The organism is Bradyrhizobium sp. CCBAU 21365 (genome assembly GCF_015291305.1).
In the GTDB taxonomy this organism is placed as follows: Bacteria; Pseudomonadota; Alphaproteobacteria; order Rhizobiales; family Xanthobacteraceae; genus Bradyrhizobium; species Bradyrhizobium elkanii.
The window spans coordinates 7,050,078-7,076,020 of the sequence record NZ_CP030036.1; the positions used below are offsets into that span (position 1 = coordinate 7,050,078).

A 25,943-nucleotide genomic window follows, 5' to 3' on the forward strand; every position below is an offset into this window, starting at 1 on the left:
GAGTCATTCCAAGATTGGCGATCAAGCCGGCTGTTCCCGCCGTGAGAAGACGCGAGCCGTGATGCGGCTCTGCGGCGACTTTGCACGGCCGGCGGTTAGTCGAAGGGAGGACGTTATGAACGCTGCTCCGCAGACCCACGCGGCAAGGCTGAGCGAGATTTCCCGGCTCATCGACGACCGCCCCGGCGAACGCATCTTCGAAGTCGATCGCCGGATCTTCACCGATCCCGCGGTGTTCGACGCCGAACTCCGGCATATCTTCGAGGCCACGTGGAATTTCATCGGCCTGGAATCCCAGATCGCCCGGCCCAACGACTTCGTCACCACCCATATCGGCCGCCACCCCATTCTGGTGATGCGGAGCACTGAGGGCAAAGTCGGCGCCTTCCTCAACACCTGCCGGCATCGCGGAACGATCGTCTGTCCGTTCAAGCAGGGCCGGCAGAAATTCCATGTCTGCCGCTATCACGGCTGGGCCTACGATTCGGGCGGCCGCAACATCTCGGTGACGGAGGAAGCGAGCGGGCAATATCCGCCGTCGTTCTCGAACAGCAATCACGACCTTCTTCCGGTCGCGCGGCTGGGTTCGTATCGCGGATTCCTGTTCGCAAGCCTCTCGGCCGACGTTCCGCCGCTGGAGGAATTTCTCGGCGACACCCGCGCGTTCCTCGACCTCATCATCGATCAGAGCGACAGCGGCGAGGTCGAGTTCGTGCCCGGCGCCAGCACCTACACGTTCGATGCAAACTGGAAGCTGCAGTTCGAGAACGGTCTCGACTATTATCACTTCGCGACCACGCACAGTTCCTACGTCGATATCCTGAAGAAGCGCAATGCCGGTGCCGGACCGGATGCCGGATTCACCGTCGAGCCGGAAGGCGAGCAGGAAGGACAAGGCAGCTTCAGCTTCGATTACGGCCACGCCGTCAACTGGTCGATCAAGCGCACGCAGCTCTATGGCCGGCCGCTCGGCATGGACCCGGCGCGCCTCGACGCCGTGCGGCAGCGCGTCGGCAGCACGCGCGCCAAGTGGATGCTTCGGCAACGCAACCTCACGATTTTTCCGAACCTGCAGGTCATCGACATCCTGTCAGCGCAGGTGCGCACCTGGCGGCCACTGGCGCCCGACAAGACCGAGATGGTGTCGCATTGCCTTGCCCCGGTCGGCGAAAGCGCCGCGGCGCGCACGCTTCGCATTCGCAACTACGAAGACTTCTTCAATGCCTCCGGGCTGGCAAGCTCGGACGACAACGTCATGTATGAGTTCTGCCAGACCGGCTACGACGCGACCACCGCCGCGCCCACGCAAGGTTATCTGCGCGGCGTCGCGGAGGTCGGCCACGGCGAGAGCGCACACACGCGCGAGCTCGGCATCACCGCTTCCGAATGGTCGTTCGGCCCCACCAGCTTCGGCGGCGAGACGAACTTCCATCCCGGCTATCGCGAGTGGCGCAGGCTGTTGCAGCATGCCGCCGGGGAGACGGCGTGATGGCTGCCAGCGCAATCAGGCAAACCGATGCCCACGCGGTCGCGGCCGCAACCATCTTCTGCGAGGCCCGCCTGCTCGATACCGGCGAATGGGCCGATTGGGTCGCGATGTACAGCGAGGATGCGGTCTATTGGGTGCCGGGATGGCTCGACGAATACACCACCACCAATGATCCCGACACGCAGGTCTCGCTGCTCTACCACGATGCACGGCGCGGGCTGGAAGAGCGGATCGCGCGAATCGAGTCGCGCAAATCGATCACCGCGCTGCCGCTGCCGCGCACCGTGCACCAGATCTCGAACCTGGAAGCGTCCGAAACCGGGCCTGAACAGATCACCTGCCACTCGGTGTTTTCGGTCCACGTCTACGACCCGCGCGTGGCCAAGGAGCATCTGCGGCACGGCCGCTACCAGCACACGCTGCGGCGTGACGGCGACACCTGGAAGATCGCGCGCAAGGTCATCACGCTGGTCAACGACCGCGTCCCGACCGTGCTCGATTTCTACAGCATTTGAGAGGGCACATGACGGACGATCAGGGGACCTGGCACGAAGCAGCCGCACTCAGCGCGCTGACCGAGGGCGAGCCCTACGGCATCGAAATTGGCCGCCACCACGTCGCGCTCTATCGCGTCGGCAATGAGTACTACGCCACGAGCAACATCTGCACCCATGCGGAGGCGCTGCTGTCCGACGGCATTCTGGAGGGCTGCGAGATCGAATGCCCGCTGCACATGGGCCGCTTCGATATCCGCACCGGCGAGGCGCTGACCAGCCCGGTCGAGATCGACATCCGGACCTATCCGGTACGCGTGGCGGGCGACAGGCTCGAAGTCTGCCTGCCCGCATAGGACGACCATCAAAAATCAAGAATCGGGGGAAACAGGGATGACCGAAGTCGTGATGGACAAGGCGGCGATAACCACCGCCGATCCGGAGATCGAGCGCAGCACGATCCGCAAGGTCGCGCTGCGCCTGATGTGGTTCGTGATGGCGATGTACTTCCTCGCCATTCTCGACCGCGGAAACATCTCCTTTGCGGCGCTGCAGATGAACAAGGAGCTCGGGCTCAATGCCGAGAAGTTCGGCATCGCGGTCGGCATCATGTACTTCACCTATTCGATCTTCGAGATCCCGAGCAATCTCATCCTCAGCAAATACGGCGCCCGCGTCACGCTGACGCGGATCGCGATCCTGTGGGGCATCGCCACGGTGCTGATGGCATTCACGCAAGGCCCGCTCAGCCTCTATGCATTCCGCGGCTTCCTCGGCTTTGCCGAGTCCGGCCTGTTTCCCGGGGTGATGCTGCTGCTGAGCCTCTGGTTTCCGTTCAGCTACCGCGCCCGCTACAACGCGATGTTCAACTATGCGGTGCCGATCTCCTACATCTTCGCCTCGCTGATCTCCGGCGCCATCCTCGAGCTGAACGGGGTGTTCGGCATCTCGGGCTGGAAATGGCTGTTCATCCTCGAAGGCCTGCCGCCCGTCATCCTCGGGATCGTCGGCATCTTCTATCTGACCGACCGCCCGCAGCAGGCGAGCTGGCTGTCGACGGCGCAGCGCAACTGGCTGATCGGCGCGCTGGAGCGCGACGCCAAGGCGACCGGGGTGGTGCATGCCGAAGGCGTGCTCAGGACCATCACCAAGCCGATGGTGCTGCTGTTCGGCCTGTGCAATTTCGGCCTGTTCTGCGGTCTGGCTTCGCTGTTTCCCTGGCTGCCGCAAATCATCAAATCGTTCGGGCTGCCGAATTCACAGGTCGGTTTCGTGACCGCGATCCCGCCCGTCGCCGGCCTGATCGGCATGATCGCGCTGTCGCGGCACTCCGACCATGTCGGTGAGCGCTTCTATTATGCTGCCATGACCTTCGTGATCGCAGCGGCCGGCTTCGCAATAGCGGCCTTTTCAACATCGCCGGTTTGGATCATCATCGGATTCATGGTTGCCAATGTCGGTGTCTATGGTACGCAGGCCGTGTTCTGGACCATTCCGCAGTCCTACATGTCGCGGCAGAGCGCGCCGGGCGCGATCGGCTTGGTCAGCACCATCGGCAGCATCGGAGGCGCGACGATCCCGATCGTGATCGGACGCGCCAAGGATGCCTCGGGCAGCTTCACCATCGGATTCCTCGTGGTGACAGGCGTTCTCCTGGTCGCGGCGACGCTGGTCTTGATCGCACGCACCCAACTCGTGAAAGAATGAGCAGTCGGACCGCCATAAATCGTACCAAGACCCCTGCGCCGCGCCGCGCCGCCCAGGAGGATACGCGCTCGGAACTGGTGATTGATTTCGAGCGCTACGTGCCGACGGTGCTGTCCAGCCTGGTCGCGAAATTGCGCGCCAACGCCAATGCCTTCTTCCCGCAGGCCTATGGCGTGTCGCTCGCGGAATGGCGGGTGCTGTCCTTTCTCAGGGAGCACGAACCGGCAAGCGCCTACGACATCTGGACCAATGCGCAACTGGACAAGGCCGTCGTCAGCCGCGAGACGACCTCGCTGAAGAAGAAGGGGCTGATCGAACTGACGCCGGTGCGAGGCAGCGCCCGGAACCGGACCGAGATCCGGCTGACATCGCAGGGCGTCGCGCTGCTCGACCGCAGTCTGGATGAAATCCTGCGCCGGCACAGCAACCTCACGGCCGGCCTCGACGCCAGGGCGCTGGAGAGCTTCTTCCGCGTCGTGGCGCATATCGAGCACCGCATTCCCCACATGGCCGACCAGACCTCGAAGGCCGTGCCGGCCCATGCGCCGGTCAAGCGCATCGTGAAGCGGAGACCGCCGACCGGCGCCTAGAGCTTTTCCCGTTCCGATGGAATCGGAACGGGGCTCTAGATTCTTGTTTTGACGCGTTTTCTTCACGCGAAGCGGTATCCACTTCGCTCGAAAACGCTCTAGCGACACTTGTCCGGTGAGGAACCCGCGTAATTTATGTTTCAGTAAGCAAGTTGTAGCTAGGATCGATCAGTGAGTTGCGTATGGGAGACTTCCAGTGATCGACTTTGACGAACTTCGTAGTATCGCAGCGGATGTTCGTATCTTTATCGACGCGTCGGAAGACAAGGGCGGCGCCTTGAAGGCCATCGTCGAGGCCTACGACGTCGTTCTGGGGATTTTCCCGGCCGGCCCGGGAATGGATCTTCACGTGGTCAAGGGCACTGAGGTCCTCAATCACATCGCGCAGACCCAGGCCTCGTCGGGCTTTACCCACACCGCCATCGCATTCCAGACCCGTGAGCAGGCTGTTGCGCTTCAGCAACTGATGGCGGCCTAGCCACCGGCGTTGCGCTCCCGCATTTGCGGGGCGGCTGAAGCGATCGCATCGGCGGATCGCAGGGTCCCGATCGATGACCGAAGCGACTTGGACCATCGAGAGCTCGAGGGTCGGATCAAAATTCCTCCCCTGCATCTCAGGGCACGGGCAGATCAAGCAGCGGCTGCTGAGCGGCATTGCGCAGTCGTTCGGCATGGTATTGCGCGACACAATCCCAGGGGTACTCGACCAGGAAATCGGCGATGCGCAGCGCCGCCGCGGCGGGCTCCGCGTACCGGATCGAGCTGTAGACGGCTTCCCAGCGCGCGCAGAACGTCAGCTCGGAATCGCCGCGTTCGCCGCACAGCTCGTAGACCGTGATGGCGTCGGCAAAGCCCTTCGGCCGGATCTGGTCGACGCTGCGGAACGCAAATCTGTGTTCGGCGCGCGCCCTGACGGCTGCGCTCACCAGGACCTGCGTGCCGTAATTCTTGTTGAGGCCTTCGAGACGCGAGGCGAGGTTGATGGTGGCGCCGAGCGCGGTGTAGCTCATGCGGGCGGCGGAGCCGACATTGCCGACCACGGCATCGCCGAGATGCAGGCCGAACCGCGTGGTATAGGCCGGCCAGCCTTCGCTCCGGAACGCGCGGTTGAGCTCTGCGTTGCGGTGAATGCAGTCCAACACGGCCTCGCAGGCATGAACGACGTGATCGGGGTCCTCGTCCGGCGCATTCCACAGCGCCATCACCGCATCGCCGATGAACTTGTCGATGGTGCCATGGTGTTTCATGATCGCCTCCGACATCGCGGCGAAATAGCGCGAGGTGAAGATCATGACCTGCGAGGGGTCCGCCTTCTCGGTCTTCGCAGTGAAGTCGGCGACGTCGGTGAAGAGAACCGTGACCTCGCGCCTGATGCCGCCGAGCTGCAGCGAGGCTCCGGACTGCATCAGCTGACGGACGATCGGCTGCGGAATGAAGCTTGAGAAGTTGCGTACGACGGTGCGCATCGTAAACACCGAGCGCCCCAGTTCATCGATCTCGTCGATGGCCGATTGCATCCGCGGCCGGTCGGCGAGCTGAAAGCGCTGGATCTCGTCGGTCTGCCGCGCCAGCTCGCGCAGCGACCGGGCGAGCAGCGAGCCGAGCCAGAACGCGAACGGCAGCATCGCGATCACAAAGCCGAGCGCGATGGCGAACAGCGCGCGCCGCTCCGAGATGATCTTGGCAAAAAACTCGTCGAGCGGGGCGACCACCGCGAGGTGGATGTTGGCCGCACCGGCCGTCTCGATGCGGTGAAAGGCCGCGACAAGGGTCCGTCCGTCGGCGTCGGTGAAGAACTGCTGGGCGAGCCCGTCGCTGCGCCAGGACTGGATCGCCGCGGACAGGCCGGGAAGCTTGATGGCATCGATCCGGGGCAATGCGTCGCTGCGTTCCGTCATCAGCTCGCGCATCTCGGGATGGCCGACGATGCGGTCGGCGTCGTTGAACAGGAAGGCGAGCCCGGATTTTCCGAGCTTTTGCCGGCTCAGCATCTCCTCGAGGCGATTGAGCAGCAGGTCGGCGGCCACCACCCCGCGGCGGCCCTCCCCAAGCGGCGTGCGCAGCGTGTAACCGGGCTCCCCGGTCGCGTAGAACACGTAGGGCCCGGTGAGCAGCGTCTTGCGATCCTTGAGGGCGTCGACATACCAGGGACGCTGCCGCGGGTCGTAACTATGCGGCCCCGCCACCTTCGCGACCTGGGTCAGGCTTTCCGACAGGAACAGCGTCACCGGCGCCGCGGCGGCCACGCCGGAGCGGGCAATGACGACGACGCGGTAGACGGCGTCGGGGGCAACATTCAGCGCCGTGCGGAATTGCGGCTTGGCGCGATCGATGACGTCCATCTCCAGGAAGGAGCCGTCTTCATAGCCGACATAGAGATTGAAGATCTGCGGATTGTTGCGCAGCATCGACGCCAGCAGGGCGTAGAGCCTGACATTGTCGGCGACGTCGGCCTCCTGGATGGCCGGTATTCCTGCCAGGATCTCGAGGCTGTCGCGCACATTCTTGAACTGCGCGTCGATGCGATCGGCGCCGATCTGGCCCACCTTGTCGATGAAGGTGCTCGCAGCCATCTGCGTGATCGACGAGACCCGCCTGAAGCTGAGATAGACCAGCGTCAGTCCGACCACCAGCACCGCGGCGATGACCGCCGTGACGATCGAGGTGCGGAAGCCGATACGAACCGGCCCCCGGCCGGCCTCGCGCGCATCACTCATCAGGCTCGTCGTTCGCCTCCGCTAATACTTGCGCACGATCGGCTTCGCCGAGGCCGGCGCGGGTGGCGCCGGCGAGATCGCGAAGGTAACCCAGGTGTTCCAGCCATCGGGACGGTTCTCGGCCGCGAACTCCTTGTAGCCCTTGATGTTGAGATAGCCTTGCATGTCGCCCACCGGGAACATGAAGCCGACCTGCGGTCCGACGCCGGCAATGCGCGAGCGGAAGCCTCCAAGCGTGGCGCCCGGGCCGGTGTCGTCGGAGATTTGCTGCATCACGTAACCGACGAGGCCAAGCTGGACGTTCGGCGTGAAGAAGTGCGACGCGCCCCAGTCGAAATGGAAGTCGACGCCGCTCTGGTATTGGGTGTCGGGATTCTTGAAGTTGTAGGTGAAGCCGACAACGCCGGAGAATTCGTTGCCGCTGTGCGGGTCGAAATAGGTGTAGCCGCCGCCAAAATCCATCGCACCATGTCCGATGCCGATATTGGCAAGGCGCACCGGATCATAGGCCCCGACCGGGACGTCGCCGGTCGCATAGACCATGATATTGTTGACGCCCTTGTTCCACTTCAACGTGACTTGCGGAATGACGTCGCCGATATCGGTCAGCGCCTCGGAGCGCGACAGGTTGATCGTGTTGCCCAGCGGGCCGGTCAGGGACGCGGCGACCGAGGCATTGTTGCGCCCGCCGAAGCCGAGCAGGCTGACCGAGCCGACCGCGCCGAGGCCCGGCACCGCGAAAGTATAGGTGGGTCCGAAGATCGCCAGATCGCCCTGCCCGCCGATGCCGAGATCGATGCGCCCACCGCGCGGAAAGCGTGCCCCGGCGGCAGAGGAGACCTCGGTATGGTAGTAGACCGTCGCCCACGACCAGCCCGGCGTTCCCGGCACCGCGGCAAGACTGCCGAAATTGCCAGGCAGCCAGAAGCTGATGCCGCCTTCGTCGGCGAACGCGGCTTGCGGCATCGCCGACAGCGCGAGCGCGCCAACCATGCCCAGTGCGGCGCGCTTGCGATTCTTGACGGTCTTCATCCCGAGTTTCCCATTTCGTCCAAGACATCATAGCGGATTCGCGGGCGTCTCAGTTCACCGCCTGCGCCTCCGGGAATTTCCACTTCCCGTTCAGGATCTCCGGGCGCGGCCGATAGAGCCGGACCGTGTAGTTCCAGCCCTTCATGATCGGCAGGCAGTTCGGGATCTTGCCGTCGCAGCCGCCGAACTGGATCGCGATCGACCCATCGGCGGATTTCTTCGCGGTGATGTTGTTCAGCGTATACGCGTCGTAGGGATTTTTCTCGAAATATCCCTTCGCGTCGTACACGCTGATCGACCAGAATGCATCGACCGGCACCTCCCTGACGGTCAGCTTGTAGACCGTGGTGCCGTCGTTCCGGGAAGGCGTGATGCTGAGATAGGACGCGTCCTTGTCGGGATTGCCGCCCCAGCCGGCGGCGGTGCCGATCAAGTGCCTGACCGGATCGACCTGCCCCTTGGCCCCGAACGCGTGGGCGAAGCCGCCGGTGTAGTCATTCAGCACCAGAAGCGCATCGCGGATGCTCTTCTGGCTGGCCTGGTCCCAGTTCGGCACCTCGAACTTGCCTTGTGCCTTCTGGCTGACCTTGATGGCGTCTTGCAGCGCGTGAACCTGAGCCACATCCTTTGAATCATTGGGATCGACCAGCGTGCGCAAAGCGAGCAGCAGGTAGCGCGTGCCGGCCTTCGCCTTGTCGTAGGTGAAGCTACCCGCGCGATATTCGATGTTGCCGACCACATAGTGATCTTCATTGACCGCCATCAGCGAACGGAAGCGCTTGCCTGCATCCGGCAGTGTGATGGTCACCGGGCCGGCGTCGAGGTCGAAGACACCAGAGGAATAAAGCGTATCGCGATTCGCCCGGATCACCGCCTGCTTGTCGATCGACATCGGCTCGCGGTGATGGAACAGCTTGCCGGTCCCGCCCGCATCCTTGACGTTGCCGCCGAAATAGAGATCGGATTCGGCGCGGGCGAAATTGTCGACGGTGACCGGCACCGTGCCGCCAGCGGGTGATTGCGCGTGTGCGCTCGTGACCACCGCAAATGTTACCAAGCCAAAAGCAATTTCTCTGATCATCATCTGTCGGCTTCCCTACGAAATCTGCTGGATCGGCGGCGCTTTCCATTGCCCGGACAGCGCCGTGGGCTTCGGCCAGTACAAGCGCATCGCCGCGAAGAACGGCCCCTTTGGCGCCGGCAGCCAGTTGGCTTCCTTGTCCTGACCAGGCGATTCGTTCTGGACATAGAGCGTGATCCCGCCGTCGGCATCGCGCTTCAGGTTCGGTAACATCGGCGAATTGATCAAATAGCGGTTGAGCGGGTTGGCGTAGAGCAGGCTCGCCGGCAGCTGGTACATCGTCAGCGACCAGAACGCGTTGACCGGCGGCAGCTGACCCGGCGCAAAGCGCATCGTGTAGCGATTGGCGCCGTCGAGCTTCCGTTTGGCAGCATCCACGAAGTAAGCGGGATACATTGCCTCTTGCTTCGAATTTCCATAGATCCCGAGCACCGCCGCCGACATCCGCTGCATGTAGTCGTTCTTCAGATACTCTCGTGTTCCGAACCCGTCGGCGCTCGACGATTTCCCGGTATCGATCTTCGTCTCCTTGAACTCGGCAAAAGCCTTCCAGGCATCGGCCATGCCGTCCTGCAAAGCCTTGCGGGTCTCCGGCGACAGCGAATTAGCGTCAAACGGTTTCCCCGCACCGATCCCGATCCTGGCAAAGCGCGCCATCAGCGCTTTCTCGCTCGGATGCGTCGGGCAGAACTGGAGGAGGAAGTTGAGGATGCCGAAGAATTCGAGCGAGTTGCGCTCCTGCTCGGCAGTGATCGGCTTGATGAACGCAACCTCGGGCGCAGCCGCGGGCGCCGGCTTGCCGAGAAACTGCGACAGCGTCTGCACCTTGTAGCCGGCCTGAATCTTCTTCACATTCTCGATGTCGCCGGGGTTGAAGAGCTGGGTGCGATAAAGCACGAAGGCAAACTGGGTCTCGCAGCGAATGACCTTCCTGATCCCCTTCGGCTTTTGGCCCTTCCAGGTTGGCCCCGCCAGCAGGTAGCTCCCTGCGCCGTTGCCGGTGGCGCGGCTGCCGACATAGGCGAAGTCGAACGTGTACATGTCGATGAATTGCAGCGAGTAGTAGCGGCCCTTCTCGACGGCCGGCACCGTGAACACGATCGGCTCGGCACGCAGGTCCGCGCCGACATAGGAATACGGCGTGTCCGAATTAGGAGTCTGGATCGCCTTGTCGTCGGGCGTGTAGACCCGCGCGTTGTTGAAGATCGTGTTCCACGGCGCCTTGTATTCGGCACCGCCACGATCGACGAAGTAGGAGTATTGGATCCGGTAGCTGTCGACGAGCGGGAAGCCGTAAATGTAGGCATCCTTGGCGATCGCCCGCGCATCGTCTGCCGACACGGATTGAGCCCAGGCGCGAGACGGCGCGAGCAGCCCGCTGGTCAGGAGCGCGGCAGCGCCGAGCAGCGTCTGCCGCCGGTTCACGACGCCTCGCCCGTCGCGCCGCGGCAACGCTTCGTCTTCAGCAAATGACCTCTTCATCGATATCGTGCCCCTTCCTGCTCACTCAAAACGGATTGACATAGTTGATGATCGCAACCTGCCGCAGCAGCACGCGGCGGACCACATGCGTCGGCTTCAAATGCTCCGTATAGATTGCCGCCGTCCCGGCGCTGCCCGCAGGCAGCCGATTGACGAAGGTAGCATCGTCGAGCTTTACACGCACGACGAAAGGTGCCGCCTCGATCGCTTTCGGCGCCACGGCGGTGCCCGAGGTCTGGGCCTGGCCGGTCGCGATCGCCTGCAGCACGCTTTCGACCTTGCCGGAATAGATCTGCCCGGGCGCGAACTTGAAAGTGACCTCGACCTCCTGCCCCGGCGCGACGTAGCGGGCATCGATCTGGTTGATCTCGACCCCGATGATCGTGTTCGAGGTATCGATGAACGCCATCACCGGCGACAGCGGCAGATTGGCTACCCGCGCGCCCTTGCGCAGCGCAACATTGGTGACGTAGCCGTCGGCCGGCGCCTTCACCACCGTCTTGTCGAGATTCCACTGCGCGGCCTCGAGCTGGCCGCTGAGCTGGTCGACCTCGGACTGCCGCTGCTCGACGTCGAAGCCGCGCCCGGCGTCGCGCTCGAAAAGCGTCGTCATCTGCGTCAGCCGCGTCTTCGACAGCTTGAGCTGCGCCGTGATCGCCTTGACCTGTGCATCGTAAGGGGTCGGATCGATCTTGAACAGAACATCACCGGCCTTCAGCGGCGCGTTGGCGACTACGGGCACCTCGGTCACTTCGCCCGCGACGCTAGGCACGACCGACACCGCATTGCGCACCACCAGCGCCGAGCCCTGCGGTGCGCCCCAGTTCATCGGGACCAGGAGACCGAACATCACCAGGACCAGCACGATGAACGGCGACAGCTTCCAGAACAAATTGAAGCGCACGATCTTGAAATGCACCAGCAGGAACAGCAGCACCAGATAGGTGTTGATGATCGCGACGCCCATCACACCGCTCCACTCTTGCGTTGAGGCACGTCGACATAGGCCCAGATCAGCGCGATCGGCCACAGCGCGAAGCCGAACAGCAGCGTGACCCAGCCGGCCACCGTCACGGCCTGCACGTAGGGATGGTTGCGCGACTTCGCGATATGCCCGGGCAGCCAGCCCGCGATGCAAAACACACCGATCGCGCTGGCCAGCAGGATGACCAGCACGATCCAGGCGAAGATGTCGTATCCGCTCATGGCTTCGTCTCCTTCGCGGTACCGGATGTGGCCAGAGGTGGAAACACCTCCTTCCAGTCCTGCTTCATGTCGACCACGGTCCAGCCGCCCGCGGCGGCGGCGTCGAGCGCCTTGTCGAGCTTGCCGACCTTGGATTGACGGTCGTAGGCGTATTCGCGAACCTCGTCGGTGTGGTGCACGATGCCGGCGAAGCGCGCGCCCGGCCCCGCTGCGGTCCATTGCAGCATCTGCAGGTCGCCGTCCGAGTTGCCGAACGCGAAGATCGGGCGGCGGCCGATGAAGCGGTTGATGCCGACCGGCTTGCCCGGGCCGTCATCGATGAACTCGACCTTGGCTTGCTTCATCAGGACCGGCTTGCCGTCGGGGCCGATCTGGAATTTGACCACGCCGGATGAACCGACCACCTGCTCCGGCGGGATGCCGTAGACCTTCTCCATCCACGGCCGCATGAACTCGACCCCGCCGCCTGAGACGACGAAGGTCTTGAAGCCGTTGGCCCTGAGATAGGCCAGCAGCTCCAGCATCGGCTGATAGACCAGGCTGTCATACGGCCGGTTGAAGCGCGGATGCCTGGCGGAAGCGAGCCAGTCACGGACGGACTGCGCGAACGCATCCGTGGTGATGCCGGCATGCGTCGCCGCCACGATCTGCAAGAGGCCCTTCTCGCCGCTCGCGGCCAACGCTTTGGTGTCCTTCTCGAGAAGCGCCTTGAAGGGTTGCCGCATCTTCCAGTCGGGGTGCTGCGGCGCCATCGTCTTGACGCGGTCGAACGCGAAGGCGAGCTGGAAATAGAACGGCTGCTCGGTCCACAGCGTGCCGTCATTGTCGAACGTCGCGATCCGCTCGGCCGGCGGCACGAAGTCGCGCCCGCCTTCCGTCGTGACGCGCGCGACGAAATCGACAATCGCCGATTTCGCCGCGCCGTCTTTCCAGGATGGCAAAGGATCCGCCGGCTGCGCCACCGCAACGGTGATGGCCACAAGACACGCAAGCAGCACAGCGGCAAGCCGAACCATCATCGCACTTTCCCTCTTTCTGTCCGTTGCTCTTGCTGCATCACTGCGGCTTCAAGCGTTCGAGGTCATTGAGCCGCTTCAATGCCGCCTGCTGCCGAAGCAGTCCGTAATTGATGCCGCCCGCGTTCAGCGAACTGCCCTCCTGATAGGGGAACTGGTCGAAGTCGGAGAAGAATTCCTTGATTTTTCCCTGCACCGGCACGATCAGCCACATGTTCTGGGCGAGGAATTTTATCGCCTCGCCGCCTTCCTCCAGGCCGCGCTCATAAGGATCCATGCGCAGATTGGTGATCAGCGACCACGCCGTGACCTCACGTGTGCCGGTTGCGATGTTTCCCTTTGACGAGGCAAAGCTCAGCTTCCAGTCGTTCCACCGGATCGCATTGAGATTGCCGCCCTGGTCGAAGTAGTAGATCGAGTCGCGCGGCGGCTCCTTTGCCTCTCCCTTGAAGAACGGCATGAAGTTGTAGCCGTCGAGATGAACCTTGAAGGTCTTGCCGCCTGCGCCGGCAAATCCGGTCTTCATCTTCTCCTTGACGTCATTCATCCCCGCCGCGGCGCAAAGCGTCGGAAACCAGTCGATCAACGAGATGATCTCGTTGTACTCGGTGCCGGGCTTCACCACGCCCGGCCATCGCACCATCATCGGAATGCGCATGCCGCCTTCCCAGGTCGTGCCCTTCTCGCCGTGGAACGGTGTCATCGCCCCATCGGGCCAGAGCGCGATCTCCGCGCCGTTGTCCGTGGTGTAGAGAACGATCGTGTTGTCGGTGATGCCGAGATCGTCGAGTTGCTTGAGCAATTCGCCGACCATTCCGTCGTGCTCGACCATGCCGTCCGCATGGATACCCTTGCCGGTCTTTCCGAGAGACGCCGGCTTGAGATGCGTGAAGACGTGCATGCGCGTCGAGTTGAACCAGACGAAGAACGGCTTGTCCGCCTTGGCCTGGCGGCCGATAAAGTCCTTGGCAGCGCCCAGGAATTCCTCGTCCACCGTGGGCATGCGCGCAGTGTTCAGCGGACCGGTGTCCTCGATCTTTCCATCCGCGGACGATTTGATCACGCCGCGCGGGCCGAACTGCTTACGGAAGTTCGGATCCTTCGGATAGAAATAGCCTTCCGGCTCCTCCTCGGCGTTGAGATGATAGAGGTTGCCGAAGAACTCGTCGAAACCGTGCTTGGTCGGCAGATGCTCGTCGCGGTCGCCGAGATGGTTCTTGCCGAACTGGCCGGTGGCATAGCCCTGGGTCTTCATCGCATCGGCGATGGTCGGCATCCAGTCCTGGATGCCGTGGGGATCGCCGGGCATGCCGATGGTGAGCAGGCCGGTCCGGAACGGCTCCTGGCCGAGGATGAAGGAGGCGCGGCCGGCGGTGCAACTCTGCTGACCGTAGGCGTCGGTGAAGATGGCACCCTCGCGCGCGATCCGGTCGATGTTGGGCGTGCGATATCCCATCATGCCCATGGTGTAGGCGCTGATCTGCGGGATGCCGATGTCGTCGCCGAAGATGACGAGGATGTTCGGCTTGCGGCCACCGGCCGGCGCCGCGGCAGGCGCGGCCTTCTGGGCCTGCGCGAGAGCCTGCGACGTCAGCGCGGCAGTAGCAGCAAGCGATGACGTGCCGAGCAGAACGGCCCGGCGATCAATGGTCGAGGCACCGCAATCGGAATTGGCGCCGGCGTCATGTTTCTTCGTCTCATTCTTCATTCGACACTCCTGAGTTACTCTAGGATCGCTCGCTTCGGTGACTACGAATCATGCGTTCTGCTCGATCGGTTTCAATGTGCTTCGTTCATCTGGCGGGCTTTGGTCGACCAAAGGACGTGGTGGAGGAAGGCCCGACCGGATTCAGGTTTTGAAGTAAACGCGTGTGTTCGTGGCGTCTCGCGCGCCGACTCAAGTTGCGCCGGGCGCCGCCGACCTGGCGCAGCAGCCGACGTGGTGACCAGCGCGCCGCGCCGGCAGACGGCGCGAACAGCTCGCGCTCGACCGCGCCGATCTCGTCATCGAGCGCGGCATCATGGGCGACCGCCTTGAACGCCTCGAGCGTGTGCTGCGGCGCGACCGGCTCGAACCGCTGCAGCCAGTCGAGCAGCGCGAAGTAGACCGCCTTGGCATCGCCATGACGCGCGGCGCGGCGCAGCTCGCTGAAGGCGAACGCTTCCGAGCGCAGATAGGCCTCGCGATGCCGGCGATAACGCGCCACGATCGCGCGGATCGTCCGCCGCATCAGCCAGCCGAGCCCGGCAAGCGCCAGCAGCACGAGCGCGATCGACTTCCAGCGATCGGCGATGACATCGCGCAGCGCGCCCCATGACCGGCGCGCGCCGGAGGTGCCGATTGACGACGCGGCGCCGGCTGCGGGGTTCGCCTCCACGTGCAGCGTCACCGGGTCGAGATGCGCCACATCGATGCTTTGCGCGCCGGTGTTCCACCAGCGGAGGTCGATCGGCGGCAGCACATAGTCGCCGGCCTTCTCGAGCATGTAGACGCCGCTGTCGGTGCGCGCCGAGGACAGCACATCGGTGCGTCCATCAGTCTTGTCCTGGAGCGACGGCTGCGCGGGGTAGAGCTTGAGCCCGTCGATCGCGGCGAACTTCACCGGCGGCAGCAGCATCGCCGGAATGCCTTCGGCCTTGATGGTGACGGTTCGCGTCACGGCATCCCCGGTCTTGAGCTGATCCGACGGTCGGTTGACGGTCTGCTCGATCGATAGATTGCGCGCGGCCAGGAACGGCTGCAGGGCGGAGGCCGCGTCCGGGATGAAGGCCTCAAATGCGATCGGCGGCAGCGCGAGCGTGGCCTCGCGCGTCGCCGGCGGCTCGGCGGCGTATTTGATGGTGATCGTCTGATCGGCGATGGCGTAGCTGCCCGGCTCCTGCGGATGGATGGCAAATTCGAACCTGACGCCGGCATAGCTGACGCCGTCCCGCTGCTCGTTCTCGTTGACGCTTCGCAACTGACGGGTCACGGCATTGCGGACCTGGAAGTCGGGCAACTCGGGCGGCGCCGTCATGTAGTTCGGCGCCAGCACGTCGATCCGAAGCGTGGCCGCCTGCCCAACCACGACGCGCGGCGGATCGATCGCCACCCGCAGGATCGGCTCCGGCGGATTTTGCTGGGCCAGCGCCGCGCAGGGTATGAGCAGTCCGAGCAACAGGGCTACGGCGGCGAGCGGATGCCTCATGGCTTTGCTCCCGCCGGTCGCGACGCATCCTGGATCGCGAATTTCAGCTTGAGGAAGTCGGCCGGCGTGGTCTGGACCTGACGCATCCAGGCTTCGGCGGCGCCGGCCGTGGTGAGATCCGTCGGCTTCACCTCGATCCGCTTGCCGCCCTTCTGGGTCGGGTCGACCCGCATCTCGTCGGCCTTCTCGTCCGGCGGCGCGCTGTCGTCCTGCTCCTGCTTCTTCCGCTTCTCCTCTTTCGCCTGCAGCGCCGCCACCACGATGGCACGGTTGGTCGTCGCGGCGACATGGCCGGGCGCGATCTTCAGGACCTCGTCATAGGCGGCGATCGCCTTCTCAAAGGCGTGGTTCTGCGCCTGGGCGTTGCCCAGCGCGAAGCGTCCCTCGAGCGTATCGACATGCGCGAATTCCTGCGCGGCGGTCAGGAAGTCGAACGCCCGATAGGCGGCGATGCCGCGCCACATCGGATCGGAGAAGCGCTTGGCCGCGGTCGCATAGTCGCCGCGATCGAAGGCGATGCGTCCTTGCTGATCCGGCGTCAGCCACAGGTCGGCAAAACGGCGCGGCTCCTCCGCCCTCGCGGACGACACGTGCGACAGACAGACGAAGGCGACAACCCAGGCCACCGTCGTGCCGCGCCGGAACCAGAGCAGGCTGAGCAGTGCAATCGGCAGCAGCAGCCAGAAGCCCTCGTCGCGCCATTGCGTACCGAACGCGGCACCCTGCGCGGCCTGATAGCGGGTTTCGATGCGGCGCTCGAGCGCCGCGATGTCGGCGTCGTCGATGCTGACCTGGACGACGTCCGAACCGAGCGCGAACCTTTCGCGCTCGCCCGGCGTGACGCTCAGCTTGACCAGGCCGTTCCGTCCGGCAGCCTGACGAGCCGCTGCTTCCTCGTCACCGGGATCGTCGGCGACGAGCAGGATCGTCCCGGGCACCGTTTCGGTCGCGAGCGCCTCCGCGGCGAGCGCCGCCGCCGCGACCGCGTTCTTCCCGGGCGACGGCATCAGGCCCGGGGCAAGCGCGGCGAGGAAGGGTTCGATGACGGCGCGATCGTCGGTCAGCGGCATCACCAGATGCGCGGTGCCCGCATAGGCGATCAGCCCCGTGCGCGCGCCGGCACGCGCCGCAAGCAGATCCCTGATCTTCTGCTTGGCGCGTTCGAGCCGCGTCGGTGCGACGTCGCTCTGCCCCATCGTTGCATCGAGCGACAGCGCGATCATCAGCGGCGCCTTGTCCTCGACGAAGGGCGGCAGCTCGCGCCGCCAGGTCGGGCCCGACAACGCGACGATGCCGAGCGACAGTGCGGCGGCGACCAGATAAAGCGGGCTGACGCCGCGTCCCGTCCCCGGTTGCATGATGAGATGGTTGAGCAGATGCGGCGCGATCACCCCGCCCCATTGCGCCTGCGGGCTCTGCCGCCACCGCACCCATGCGAATACAGCAGCGACGGGAATCAGCGCGAGCAGCCACAGCGGCCGCAGCAGATGGAACGGGATGGCGGCCGCGTCATGCATGGCCGATCGCTCCCCTGCGTCCCAGCCCGCCTTCCAGCGAAAGGCCGAGCCACAGCAGCAGCGACAGCACCACGGCGGCGCCGAGCGGCCACTGGAACAGCGGCTGCTTCGGCCGCCATGACAGCGTATCGAGCTTGGCCGGCGCGAGACGGTCGATATCCGCGTAGATCGCCTGCAGCTGCGCACCGTCCTCGGCACGGTAGAAATGGCCGCCCGTCGTGGCGGCGACCGACCGCAGCACGCCGAGATCGACGCGGTTCTCGCCGGTCGCGGCCGGATCACCGACGCCGATCGTGTCGATCACGACGCCGTTCTGGTGTGCGATGTCTGCGGCATGCTCCGGAGGCACGCGGCTCGCCGTGTCGTTGCCATCGGTGAGCAGGACGAGACGCTTCTCGCGCGCCTTGCTTGCCTCGAAGGTCTTGATCGCAAGCCCGATGGTGTCGCCGATCGCGGTCTGCTGTCCGGCCATGCCGACCTCGGTCTGTGCCAGCAGCGCGGTCGCGGTCTGCAGATCCTGCGTGAACGGCACTTGCACATAGGGCCTGGTGCCGAACAGCACCAGCGCGACGCGGTCGCCATGCCGGCGCGCGATGAAATCCGCGACCACGCGCTTGACGCCGTCGAGCCGCGTCAGCATCGCGCCGTCGCTGTTGCGGAAATCGCGCTGGTCCATCGAGCCGGAGATGTCGATCGCGAGCATCAGATCGCGCGCCGAAACCTCGCGTGTGACGGGATCGCCGACCCATTGCGGCCGCGCCAGCGCTGCGACGACCAGCGCCCAGATCAATGCGGCCGTCACCATCTGGATGCGCCGGCGCTGCAGCACGACGGCGCCGCGTTGCGGGGTCTGTCCGGTTGCCGCCGCAAGGCGGTCGAAGAACGGCACCATCACCGAGGCCTGCCGCGCGCGATACGGCGGCAGCAGCCACCACACGAGGATCGGCAGCGGCAGGAGCGTGAGCATCCAGGGCCATGCGAACTCAAACATGGTGCCCCCTGATCCAGCGCCGCACCAGATCCTGCAGCGCCGTTAGATCGCCGGCATCGGCCGTCGTCCGCCCGTACGGCGCCGTCGCGAGCAGCCGTCCGGCGCCTTGCGAGAATTCGTCCCCGCCATAGCTGCGGTCGAGGAACGCAAGCCAGCCCGCGCCGGCAAGCGGCGCGATGGTTTCGCGCGGAAAGGCATCGAGCGCAGTCTGCCGCACCAGCAGCGCGAGGCTCGCGGCCATTCCCTCCGGGACGCCGCCTTGTGTCTGCAGCAGCCGGTCAAGCTCCGCGAGCGCCGCGCGCCGATAGCGGTTGGCGCGGAAACGCCGCAGCAGGCGCCACGCCGCAACGGCGACCCCCGCGGCAACCAGCACGATCACGATCCGCGACGCCCATGTCGCCGGAAGCAGGCTCACCGACGGCGGCAGCGGGATATCGATCAGGCCCGCGACGGGATCCACAATGACCGGCTGGGTGTCAGCCAAGGGCCGCCTCCGCTCTGGCGTGACTGCCACCGCGTCCGTGCCGGGCCGGCAGCCCACCCAGGAGACGCCGGAGTTGCGGCGCCGTTTCCTCGGCCGTGCTCAGCGGCAGCACCGGAATGCCGAGCTCGCGCGTCCACGCGAATACGCCGCGCAGCCGCTCCTGCGATGCCTGCGCGATACTCTTGCGGACACTCTCGCGGCCGACTTCGAGCTGAATCTGCAGCTCGCCGTCGGTGACGGTCATCCGGCTCGAGGCCGGCAAATCGCTTTGCAGGGGATCGTGGACCAGCACCGCGACCACGTTGTTATGCCGGGCGATCGCCCCGATCATCCGGCGCGTTGCGGCATCGGCGCCATCGAAATCGCTGATCAGGATCACGGTAGCGTCGTGCATCGTCCGCCGCTCGGCATGTTCGAGCGCCCGGTTGAGCATGCCTGACGCCGGAACGATGCTGCGGCCGACGCCGAGCGCCTGGTTCTGCGCGACGATGGTGGACAATATCTGCAACACCGTCGCCCGGCTGCGCCGCGCCGCCAGCTCGACGACATCGCTGTCATTGAACACGATCGCGCCGACCCGGTCGCCGACGCCGAGCACACGCCAGGCGCCGATCGCGGCGGTCTCGGCCGCGGTGACCGACTTCATGGCGCGCCGGCTGCCGAAGAACATCGACAGCCGCTGATCGACCACGAGCAGGGCCTGGCGGTCGCGCTCCTCGTTGAAGACGCGCACATGCGGCTTCTGCAGCCGCGCCGTGACCTTCCAGTCGATCTCGCGGACATCGTCGCCCGGGCGGTAGTCCCTGATCTCCTCGAAGTTCAGCCCGCGGCCGCGCATGCGCGAGGCGAACCGGCCCGACAGCAGACTATGCACCGGCTGGCGCGGCAGGAACGAAACCCTGCGATCCCTGAATTCGAGCGCGATCAGATCGTCGAGACTGACGTAGACACCGGGCGTTCTGGCTGATGTCTCCGTCATCACGGCCCTCACGCTGCAGCGACAAGCTCGGTGATCTTGTCGATCACCTGGTCGGGGCTGATGCCCTGCGATACGGCCTCGTAGCTCAGGATCAGCCGGTGCCGCAGGCAGTCGTGGATGACGGCGCGGATGTGGTCGGGCGTGACGAAGTCCTGCCCGTCGAGCCATGCGCGCGCCCGCGCGCAGCGGTCGATGGCGAGGCTGCCGCGCGGGCTGGCGCCGATCTGGATCCATTTGCTCAGGGGCTCGCCGTAGCGGCCGGGAAACCGCGTCGCGTAGATCAGGTCGACGATGTATTTCTGTGCGAGGTCGGAGACGAAAATGCCGTCGAGCTCGCCGCGCGCATCGAGGACCGCCTGCTGCGGCACCGGCGGCGGCTCGGCAGCACCGGCTTCCGGCTTCCGCGCATTCTCGGCGCGGTTGAGCTTGATGATCTCGCCTTCCGTCGCCTCGTCGGGATAGGTGATCACGACATGCATCAGGAAGCGGTCGAGTTGGGCCTCGGGAAGCGGATAGGTGCCCTCCTGCTCGATCGGATTCTCGGTCGCGAGCACCATGAACAGGTCAGGCATCTTGTAGGTCTTGCCGGCAACGGTGACCTGACGTTCCTCCATCGCTTCCAGCAGCGCCGACTGCACCTTGGCCGGCGCGCGGTTGATCTCGTCCGCCAGCACGAGGTTGGCGAAGATCGGCCCCTTCTGGAACTGGAACTGGCCGCCCTTCTCGGTCTGCAGGTAGATCTCCGCGCCGGTCACGTCCGACGGCAGCAGGTCCGGCGTGAACTGCACGCGCGACAGGTCCGCGGCAAGGTTCTTCGCCAGCGTCTTTACCGCGCGCGTCTTGGCAAGCCCCGGCAGGCTCTCGATCAGGAGATTGCCGTTGGCGAGTAACCCGATCAGCATGCTCTCGACCAGGTGATCCTGCCCGAGTACCGACTTGCCGATGCGCGCCTTGAGATCGAGCACCGCATCGCGGGCCGCCGAGCTCTTTGCGCCTTCCTGCTCCGTCGCGGCTTTCAACTGACTCGATCGAAGATCCGGCATGTGGACTGAACCTGAAAAAGGGTCCGGCCGCCGGCGAGCGGCGGCCGGATCCGCGCATTGCTCGCGCTATTTTGCACCCGGTTGCTTGTCCAGCGTCTTCATCAGGGCATCGACCATCTGGTCGATGCTGAAGCTTGCCGACCGCTGGCTCGGCGGGAATTCCTTGAAGGTCTGCAGGAACGGAGCGACCCGCCATACGCCGTATTGAATGAGATAGGCGTTCTTGGCCAACCAGTCGTAGTACTGGTCGGAGACCACATCGGCGCGTTCGAAGGGATCCATGCGCAGGTTGAACACTTTCGGCGCGCGCAGGCAGGTGAACGGATTCGCCCAGACGACGAATCCGCCGGGTTCACGCTGCTCGCAGAACACGATCTTCCAGTCGTTATAGCGGTACGCGACGACCTGGCCGTCGTCGTTGAAGTAGTAGAAATCGTTGCGCGCGGACTTCGGCTGTTGGCCGGTCAGGTACGGCAACTGGTTGTAGCCGTCGAGGTGCACCTTGAACGACTTGCCGCCAATATCGGAGCCCTTCAGCAGCTTATCCTTGACATCGGACTCGCCCGCCGCAGCCAGCAACGTCGGGAACCAATCCAGGCCCGACATCATTTCGTTCGACACTTCACCGGCCTTGATGTGGCCAGGCCAACGAACCATCGCCGGCACCCGGAATGCGCCTTCCCAGTTGGTATCCTTTTCGCTGCGGAACGGCGTCGTGGCCGCGTCCGGCCAGGACCACTGGTTTGGGCCGTTGTCGGTCGTGTAGACGACAATGGTGTTGTTGGCGATCCCGAGGTCGTCCAGTGCCTTCAGGAGCTTTCCAACATCGCCGTCGTGCTCGATCATGCCGTCGGCATATTCGTTGCCGGGCATGCCGCTCTGACCTTGCATGGATGCGCGGACATGGGTGAACGCGTGCATGCGCGTGGTGTTCATCCAGGTGAAGAACGGCTTGTTCGCTTTCGCCTGACGTTGCATGAAATCGATCGCCGCCGCCGTGGTCTCGTCGTCGACGGTCTCCATCCGCTTCCGGTTCAGCGGGCCGGTATCTTCGATCTTGCCGTCGGCGGACGCCTTCAACACGCCGCGCGGGGTGTTGCTCTTCGTGAATGCGGTGTCGTTCTTCGGATAATACGGCCGCTCCGGCTCCTCCTCGGCGTTGAGGTGATAGAGATTGCCGAAGAACTCGTCGAATCCATGCTTGACCGGGAGGTACTCATCGCGGTCGCCGAGATGGTTCTTGCCGAACTGACCGGTCGCGTAACCGAGCGGCTTCAGCGCCTGTGCGATGGTGACGTCGCGATCCTGCAGGCCGACGGTCGCGCCGGGAATGCCGACCTTGCAGAGGCCGGTGCGCAGGCAAGCCTGCCCGGTGATGAAGGTGGATCGGCCGGCCGTACAGCTGTTCTCGGCGTAATAGTCCGTGAACATCATCCCTTCATTGGCGATGCGATCGATGTTCGGCGTCTTGTAGCCCACCACGCCGCGCGTATAGGCGCTGATGTTGGACTGGCCGATGTCGTCGCCGAAGATGACGAGGATGTTCGGCTTCGCCGTGCCCGGCTGCTGCGCGAGCGCGGGCGACCTGGCCAATGGCGACAGGCTTGTCGCGACCAACGCCGCCGCGAACAAGCTGCGAAGTAACGAACCGCGGCTGTTACCATTGAGTTTGGCCGCCCCATTGTTCTTCAATTCGGCTTCATCACTCATTCGTCGCTCCCTACTCTCTAAGCTGGCTGAGACGTTCGCGACCGCACCACGCATCTGAACCCGACGTGACTGGTCGACGTGTCGACCGGTTCGGCATGCCGCGCGGCGGGGCGATAGCGGCGGCAATAGTTCGGGGCACAGAGATGCGAGCCGCCCTTCAGCACCTTCCGCGGAATCTTGATCGCGGGCTGGGCGGGGTCGTAGCTCGCCTCCTCGAGACCGCCGCGCGGATTCTGCGGGATGCAGCAGGGCTTCGCGGCGTCGGCCTCATGACGGGCCGACCACCAGTCGGCGGTCCACTCCCAGACATTGCCGATCATGTCGTGGACGCCATAGCCATTCGGCGGAAACGCGGTCACCGGCGAGGTCCGGTCGAAGCCGTCCTCGCAGAGGTTCTGAATAGGGAAATTGCCCTGCCATGTGTTGGCCATGTGCTTGCCGCCGGGCGTCAAGGCATTGCCCCAGGCGAACTCCTCGGCCTCGAGCCCGCCGCGCGCCGCGAACTCCCACTCGGCTTCGGTCGGAAGGTCCTTGCCGGCCCATTTGGCGTAGGCGAGCGCATCGGCATAGGCGACGTGGACGACCGGGTGGCTGCCGAGCACGTTGATGTTGCTGCGCGGGCCGTAGGGGCGCCGCCAGTTCGCGCCCTTCATCAGGGTCCACCATTGGCTCCAGTCGCGCAGGGTGGTGACCCGGCGCGGCGGCTGAAACACCAGCGAGCCGGCGTAGAGCATATGCGGCAGCGCGCCCGGATATTGCGCAGGATCCGGCGGTCGCTCGGCGACCGTGATGTGCCCGGTCTCCCGCACGAATTCGCGGAATTGAGCGTTGGTCACCGGGGTGCGGTCGATCCAGAAGCCGTCGACCGACGCGCGATGCGCCGGCGCCTCCTCCGGATAGTGATGGTCGGAGCCCATGCGGAACGTGCCGCCGGGAATCCAGACCATGTCGTCGGTCTGGACGCGGTCCGCACCCTCTCGTTCAGTGGAGGCGATCTCTACCCGGGACATGGCGATGCACCTCTTCGCACATTACCGCGAGCAGTAGTCCCAGAAGCCCTGTGTTCGCGACGGGTCGGTGTAGTACCAGCACATGCCCGCTGCCGGCGGCGGTCCCGCCCAGGCGGCTGCGCTCGCCGCGCTGACGAAACCGATCGCTGCGCCGGCCGCGACCGCGCCCCCGATCGGCCAACCGTACCAGCCGGGCCGCGCCCAACCTCCCGGCCGTGGTCCAACCCAGCGCGTGCCGCCGCCGTGCCAGCCTGGCCTCACTCCCGGGCGCACCACCGTCCGGCTACGATAGGCAACCGCACCGCCGCGCGGTCCGACGGCAACGCCGCCCCGGCGCGCGACGGCGCGCACCTGCACAACGTTACCGCTGCCTTCTTGCTGTTGAACGAGCGGCAATGAAGCGGAAGAGCCGATGCTGACCGCCGACGCCGGGCCGGCTTGCGCGAGGATCGCGGCTGCTCCAACGAGCGCCAGACGGAAAATCCTGTTGAAGATCGCAGCCTTACGATCTCGGTGACCGAACGTCGTCAATGATTGCGTCTTGCCTGAGTGCATTGTCGCGCCCTTCCATTTTTCTGTGCTGCACTTTTCGGCAGCGTTGATCCGTCAGGCCTTCTTCCCTTTTCTCCTCCGTTGCCAATCCATGTGCACACTTGCGTGCACAGGATTTCTCCATCGTGACTCGTTCCACTGGACGTTGTCACGAGCGAATTCTGCTGTCAGTTCAAACGATAGCGGAACACACTATACAAGTGATGTGCACTTTGTGCCAATCTCAACCCCGAGGCGTGCAGGCTTAACGAAAGATGCTCCAATTCGATCAATCCGATCCGGTCGGCCTTATTGCTTTCTCGGAAAAACAAGCGAAAATCCGTGCGTTAGCAAATCCACCACCACGATCTCGCCATGCGAATCAAACCAATTTAGGCACATTGTCGCGGCCGCACTTTTTGTACCGACTTCAAGCATTTGGTTTTAGTGGATTAATCGCGCTACAGTTGTGAACGTGGATATGGGCCAGCACCTGACGGTCAGCACCGGCGAGCTTGATGGCTTCGAGGGTCTCCACGATGCCGTCAAAGGTTCGCATGTCGAAGTCATGCAGCTTGAGCGCGGCAAGCTGCGCGGCACATTGTCTCACGTCGGGATCGGTGACTTTTCGCTCAGCATCGGCGCGTTCAATGTCGGGGTCCGCACCCAGCGCATCTCGACCGATCCCAAGCTGATCATCGGAATGCTGCTGAACGCGACCGACCGCGTCACGCATTGGGCGTTCGACATGCAGCCGGCCGATGTGCTGGTGATCCCTCCTTCGGTCGAGCATGACGGGGTCTTTCACAGCGCTTCGTCCTACGCGGCCATCCGCTTCGACCTTGCCGATCTGCCCGACATATTCGGCGGCGAGCCGCGGCTCGCCGACGCCGAAACCTGGCAAGCGAAGAACCACTTTCGCGCCGACCCCGCGATCGGCATGGGCGCAGCAGACAAACTGCCGCGGATCGTCGCGCATCTCGCGCGCTATCCGGACGCCTTGACCGACGCGTCGGCCGACTTCTGGAAGCGCGCGATCATCGATTGCGTGACCGCGACGGTCGTCACATCGCTGCCGCCCGATGGAACGAGCTACCTGCCGTCGGCGATGCGACTGGTGCGCCATGTCGAGGACTATCTGCACGCCGCGGGCACGCGCCCGGTCCATGTCTCGGAAATCTGCACCGAGCTTCGGCTGTCGCGACGCAGCCTGCACCGCGCCTTCCACGAAGTGTTCGGGGTCGGCCCGGTGACGTTCCTGCGCTACAAGCGGCTTTGCATGATCCGTTCGATCCTGCGCGAAAGCACCCCGGACCAGACCACCGTCTCCAAGGTTGCGATCGAACAGGGCTTCATCGAGCTCGGGCGCTTCTCGCAATATTACCGCGCGATGTTCGGGGAATACCCGTCGCAAACGCTCGGCTACGCCGGGTAGAGCGGGATGAGTTTTGGTTGAATCGGCTTGCCGCGCTTTCGGTTCACCTCTCCCCGTTGGGGAGAGGTCGGATTGCGTCTGGCGATGCGAAGCATCGTCCAGTGCAATCCGGGTGAGGGCTCTTGCTCTCTCGATAGACCGTAACCGCTCACCCGATTTGCTGCGCAAATCGACCTCTCCCAAGGGAGAGGTGAACTTTCGACGCCGTTCCAGCTCAACCTGATCTTATCAGGCTCTCGCG

The 25,943-nt window shown here is 64.5% G+C and carries 24 protein-coding genes; 7 read left to right on the forward strand and 17 right to left on the reverse strand.

Annotated features, from left to right (window positions below; all coding sequences use genetic code 11):
• The first annotated feature begins 115 nt into the window (after positions 1 to 115).
• The 6 genes from XI02_RS33155 to XI02_RS33180 all read left to right on the forward strand — a co-directional run bounded on the left by XI02_RS33155 (position 116) and on the right by XI02_RS33180 (position 4,758).
• Positions 116 to 1,489: an SRPBCC family protein gene (locus XI02_RS33155; RefSeq protein ID WP_172647300.1), complete on the forward strand. Its 1,374-nt coding sequence runs from the start codon at positions 116 to 118 to the stop codon at positions 1,487 to 1,489.
• Complete coding sequence (locus tag XI02_RS33160; protein ID WP_172647299.1) at positions 1,489 to 2,004, forward strand: aromatic-ring-hydroxylating dioxygenase subunit beta; 516 nt, start codon at positions 1,489 to 1,491, stop codon at positions 2,002 to 2,004. The genes XI02_RS33155 and XI02_RS33160 overlap by 1 nt, the downstream gene beginning before the upstream one ends.
• 8 nt (positions 2,005 to 2,012) lie before the next feature.
• Positions 2,013 to 2,339 carry a non-heme iron oxygenase ferredoxin subunit gene (locus XI02_RS33165; RefSeq protein WP_172647298.1) on the forward strand — a complete coding sequence of 109 codons (327 nt, stop codon included), beginning with the start codon at positions 2,013 to 2,015 and terminating at the stop codon, positions 2,337 to 2,339.
• Positions 2,340 to 2,376: 37 nt separating this feature from the next.
• Positions 2,377 to 3,690: an MFS transporter gene (locus XI02_RS33170; RefSeq protein ID WP_172647297.1), complete on the forward strand. Its 1,314-nt coding sequence runs from the start codon at positions 2,377 to 2,379 to the stop codon at positions 3,688 to 3,690.
• Complete coding sequence (locus tag XI02_RS33175; RefSeq protein WP_172647296.1) at positions 3,687 to 4,280, forward strand: MarR family winged helix-turn-helix transcriptional regulator; 594 nt, start codon at positions 3,687 to 3,689, stop codon at positions 4,278 to 4,280. The genes XI02_RS33170 and XI02_RS33175 overlap by 4 nt, the downstream gene beginning before the upstream one ends.
• A 196-nt stretch (positions 4,281 to 4,476) precedes the next feature.
• On the forward strand, positions 4,477 to 4,758 hold the full coding sequence (locus tag XI02_RS33180) for a hypothetical protein (protein ID WP_018273224.1): 282 nt from the start codon (positions 4,477 to 4,479) through the stop codon (positions 4,756 to 4,758).
• Positions 4,759 to 4,894: 136 nt separating this feature from the next.
• Here XI02_RS33180 and XI02_RS33185 read toward each other — a convergent pair whose 3' ends face one another.
• The 17 genes from XI02_RS33185 to XI02_RS33265 all read right to left on the reverse strand — a co-directional run bounded on the left by XI02_RS33185 (position 4,895) and on the right by XI02_RS33265 (position 24,291).
• A complete protein-coding gene (locus tag XI02_RS33185; protein ID WP_172647295.1) occupies positions 4,895 to 6,997 on the reverse strand; it encodes an adenylate/guanylate cyclase domain-containing protein in 2,103 nt (700 codons plus the stop codon).
• A gap of 21 nt (positions 6,998 to 7,018) precedes the next feature.
• A complete protein-coding gene (locus tag XI02_RS33190; RefSeq protein WP_172647294.1) occupies positions 7,019 to 8,029 on the reverse strand; it encodes a transporter in 1,011 nt (336 codons plus the stop codon).
• A 49-nt stretch (positions 8,030 to 8,078) separates the two neighbouring features.
• Positions 8,079 to 9,113 (reverse strand): DUF1254 domain-containing protein, encoded by a 1,035-nt coding sequence (locus XI02_RS33195; RefSeq protein ID WP_172647293.1) that lies wholly within the window; start codon positions 9,111 to 9,113, stop codon positions 8,079 to 8,081.
• 12 nt (positions 9,114 to 9,125) lie between these two features.
• Positions 9,126 to 10,592 carry a DUF1254 domain-containing protein gene (locus XI02_RS33200; protein ID WP_018273228.1) on the reverse strand — a complete coding sequence of 489 codons (1,467 nt, stop codon included), beginning with the start codon at positions 10,590 to 10,592 and terminating at the stop codon, positions 9,126 to 9,128.
• A gap of 25 nt (positions 10,593 to 10,617) precedes the next feature.
• Entirely contained in the window at positions 10,618 to 11,559 is a 942-nt protein-coding gene (locus tag XI02_RS33205) for an HlyD family secretion protein (RefSeq protein WP_172647292.1), read from the reverse strand.
• Positions 11,559 to 11,798, reverse strand: coding sequence for a DUF3302 domain-containing protein (locus XI02_RS33210; RefSeq protein ID WP_172647291.1), 240 nt, complete (start codon positions 11,796 to 11,798; stop codon positions 11,559 to 11,561). The genes XI02_RS33205 and XI02_RS33210 overlap by 1 nt, the downstream gene beginning before the upstream one ends.
• Entirely contained in the window at positions 11,795 to 12,817 is a 1,023-nt protein-coding gene (locus tag XI02_RS33215; protein WP_172647290.1) for an HAD family phosphatase, read from the reverse strand. The genes XI02_RS33210 and XI02_RS33215 overlap by 4 nt, the downstream gene beginning before the upstream one ends.
• Before the next feature lie 37 nt (positions 12,818 to 12,854).
• Positions 12,855 to 14,522, reverse strand: coding sequence for an arylsulfatase (locus XI02_RS33220; protein WP_172647289.1), 1,668 nt, complete (start codon positions 14,520 to 14,522; stop codon positions 12,855 to 12,857).
• Positions 14,523 to 14,607: 85 nt separating this feature from the next.
• Positions 14,608 to 16,002, reverse strand: coding sequence for a BatD family protein (locus XI02_RS33225; RefSeq protein ID WP_172647288.1), 1,395 nt, complete (start codon positions 16,000 to 16,002; stop codon positions 14,608 to 14,610).
• Positions 15,999 to 17,519 (reverse strand): VWA domain-containing protein, encoded by a 1,521-nt coding sequence (locus XI02_RS33230; protein WP_172647287.1) that lies wholly within the window; start codon positions 17,517 to 17,519, stop codon positions 15,999 to 16,001. The genes XI02_RS33225 and XI02_RS33230 overlap by 4 nt, the downstream gene beginning before the upstream one ends.
• The gene (locus tag XI02_RS33235) at positions 17,512 to 18,510 is read right to left on the reverse strand and encodes a VWA domain-containing protein (RefSeq protein ID WP_172647286.1); all 999 of its coding nucleotides are present in this window, start codon (positions 18,508 to 18,510) and stop codon (positions 17,512 to 17,514) included. Before XI02_RS33235 ends, XI02_RS33230 begins: the two co-directional genes overlap by 8 nt.
• Positions 18,503 to 18,994, reverse strand: coding sequence for a DUF4381 domain-containing protein (locus XI02_RS33240; RefSeq protein ID WP_016846899.1), 492 nt, complete (start codon positions 18,992 to 18,994; stop codon positions 18,503 to 18,505). Before XI02_RS33240 ends, XI02_RS33235 begins: the two co-directional genes overlap by 8 nt.
• A complete protein-coding gene (locus tag XI02_RS33245; RefSeq protein WP_172647285.1) occupies positions 18,987 to 19,973 on the reverse strand; it encodes a DUF58 domain-containing protein in 987 nt (328 codons plus the stop codon). Before XI02_RS33245 ends, XI02_RS33240 begins: the two co-directional genes overlap by 8 nt.
• 8 nt (positions 19,974 to 19,981) lie before the next feature.
• Positions 19,982 to 20,992 (reverse strand): MoxR family ATPase, encoded by a 1,011-nt coding sequence (locus XI02_RS33250; protein ID WP_018273239.1) that lies wholly within the window; start codon positions 20,990 to 20,992, stop codon positions 19,982 to 19,984.
• A gap of 90 nt (positions 20,993 to 21,082) precedes the next feature.
• Positions 21,083 to 22,726, reverse strand: a complete 1,644-nt coding sequence (locus tag XI02_RS33255) for an arylsulfatase (protein ID WP_172647284.1) — start codon at positions 22,724 to 22,726, stop codon at positions 21,083 to 21,085.
• 17 nt (positions 22,727 to 22,743) lie between these two features.
• Complete coding sequence (locus XI02_RS33260) at positions 22,744 to 23,736, reverse strand: formylglycine-generating enzyme family protein (protein ID WP_194483250.1); 993 nt, start codon at positions 23,734 to 23,736, stop codon at positions 22,744 to 22,746.
• Positions 23,737 to 23,757: 21 nt separating this feature from the next.
• The gene (locus XI02_RS33265; protein ID WP_172647282.1) at positions 23,758 to 24,291 is read right to left on the reverse strand and encodes a hypothetical protein; all 534 of its coding nucleotides are present in this window, start codon (positions 24,289 to 24,291) and stop codon (positions 23,758 to 23,760) included.
• A 457-nt stretch (positions 24,292 to 24,748) separates the two neighbouring features.
• Here XI02_RS33265 and XI02_RS33270 point away from each other — a divergent pair, with 457 nt between their 5' ends.
• Entirely contained in the window at positions 24,749 to 25,702 is a 954-nt protein-coding gene (locus XI02_RS33270; protein ID WP_016846862.1) for a helix-turn-helix domain-containing protein, read from the forward strand.
• Positions 25,703 to 25,943 lie beyond the last annotated feature (241 nt).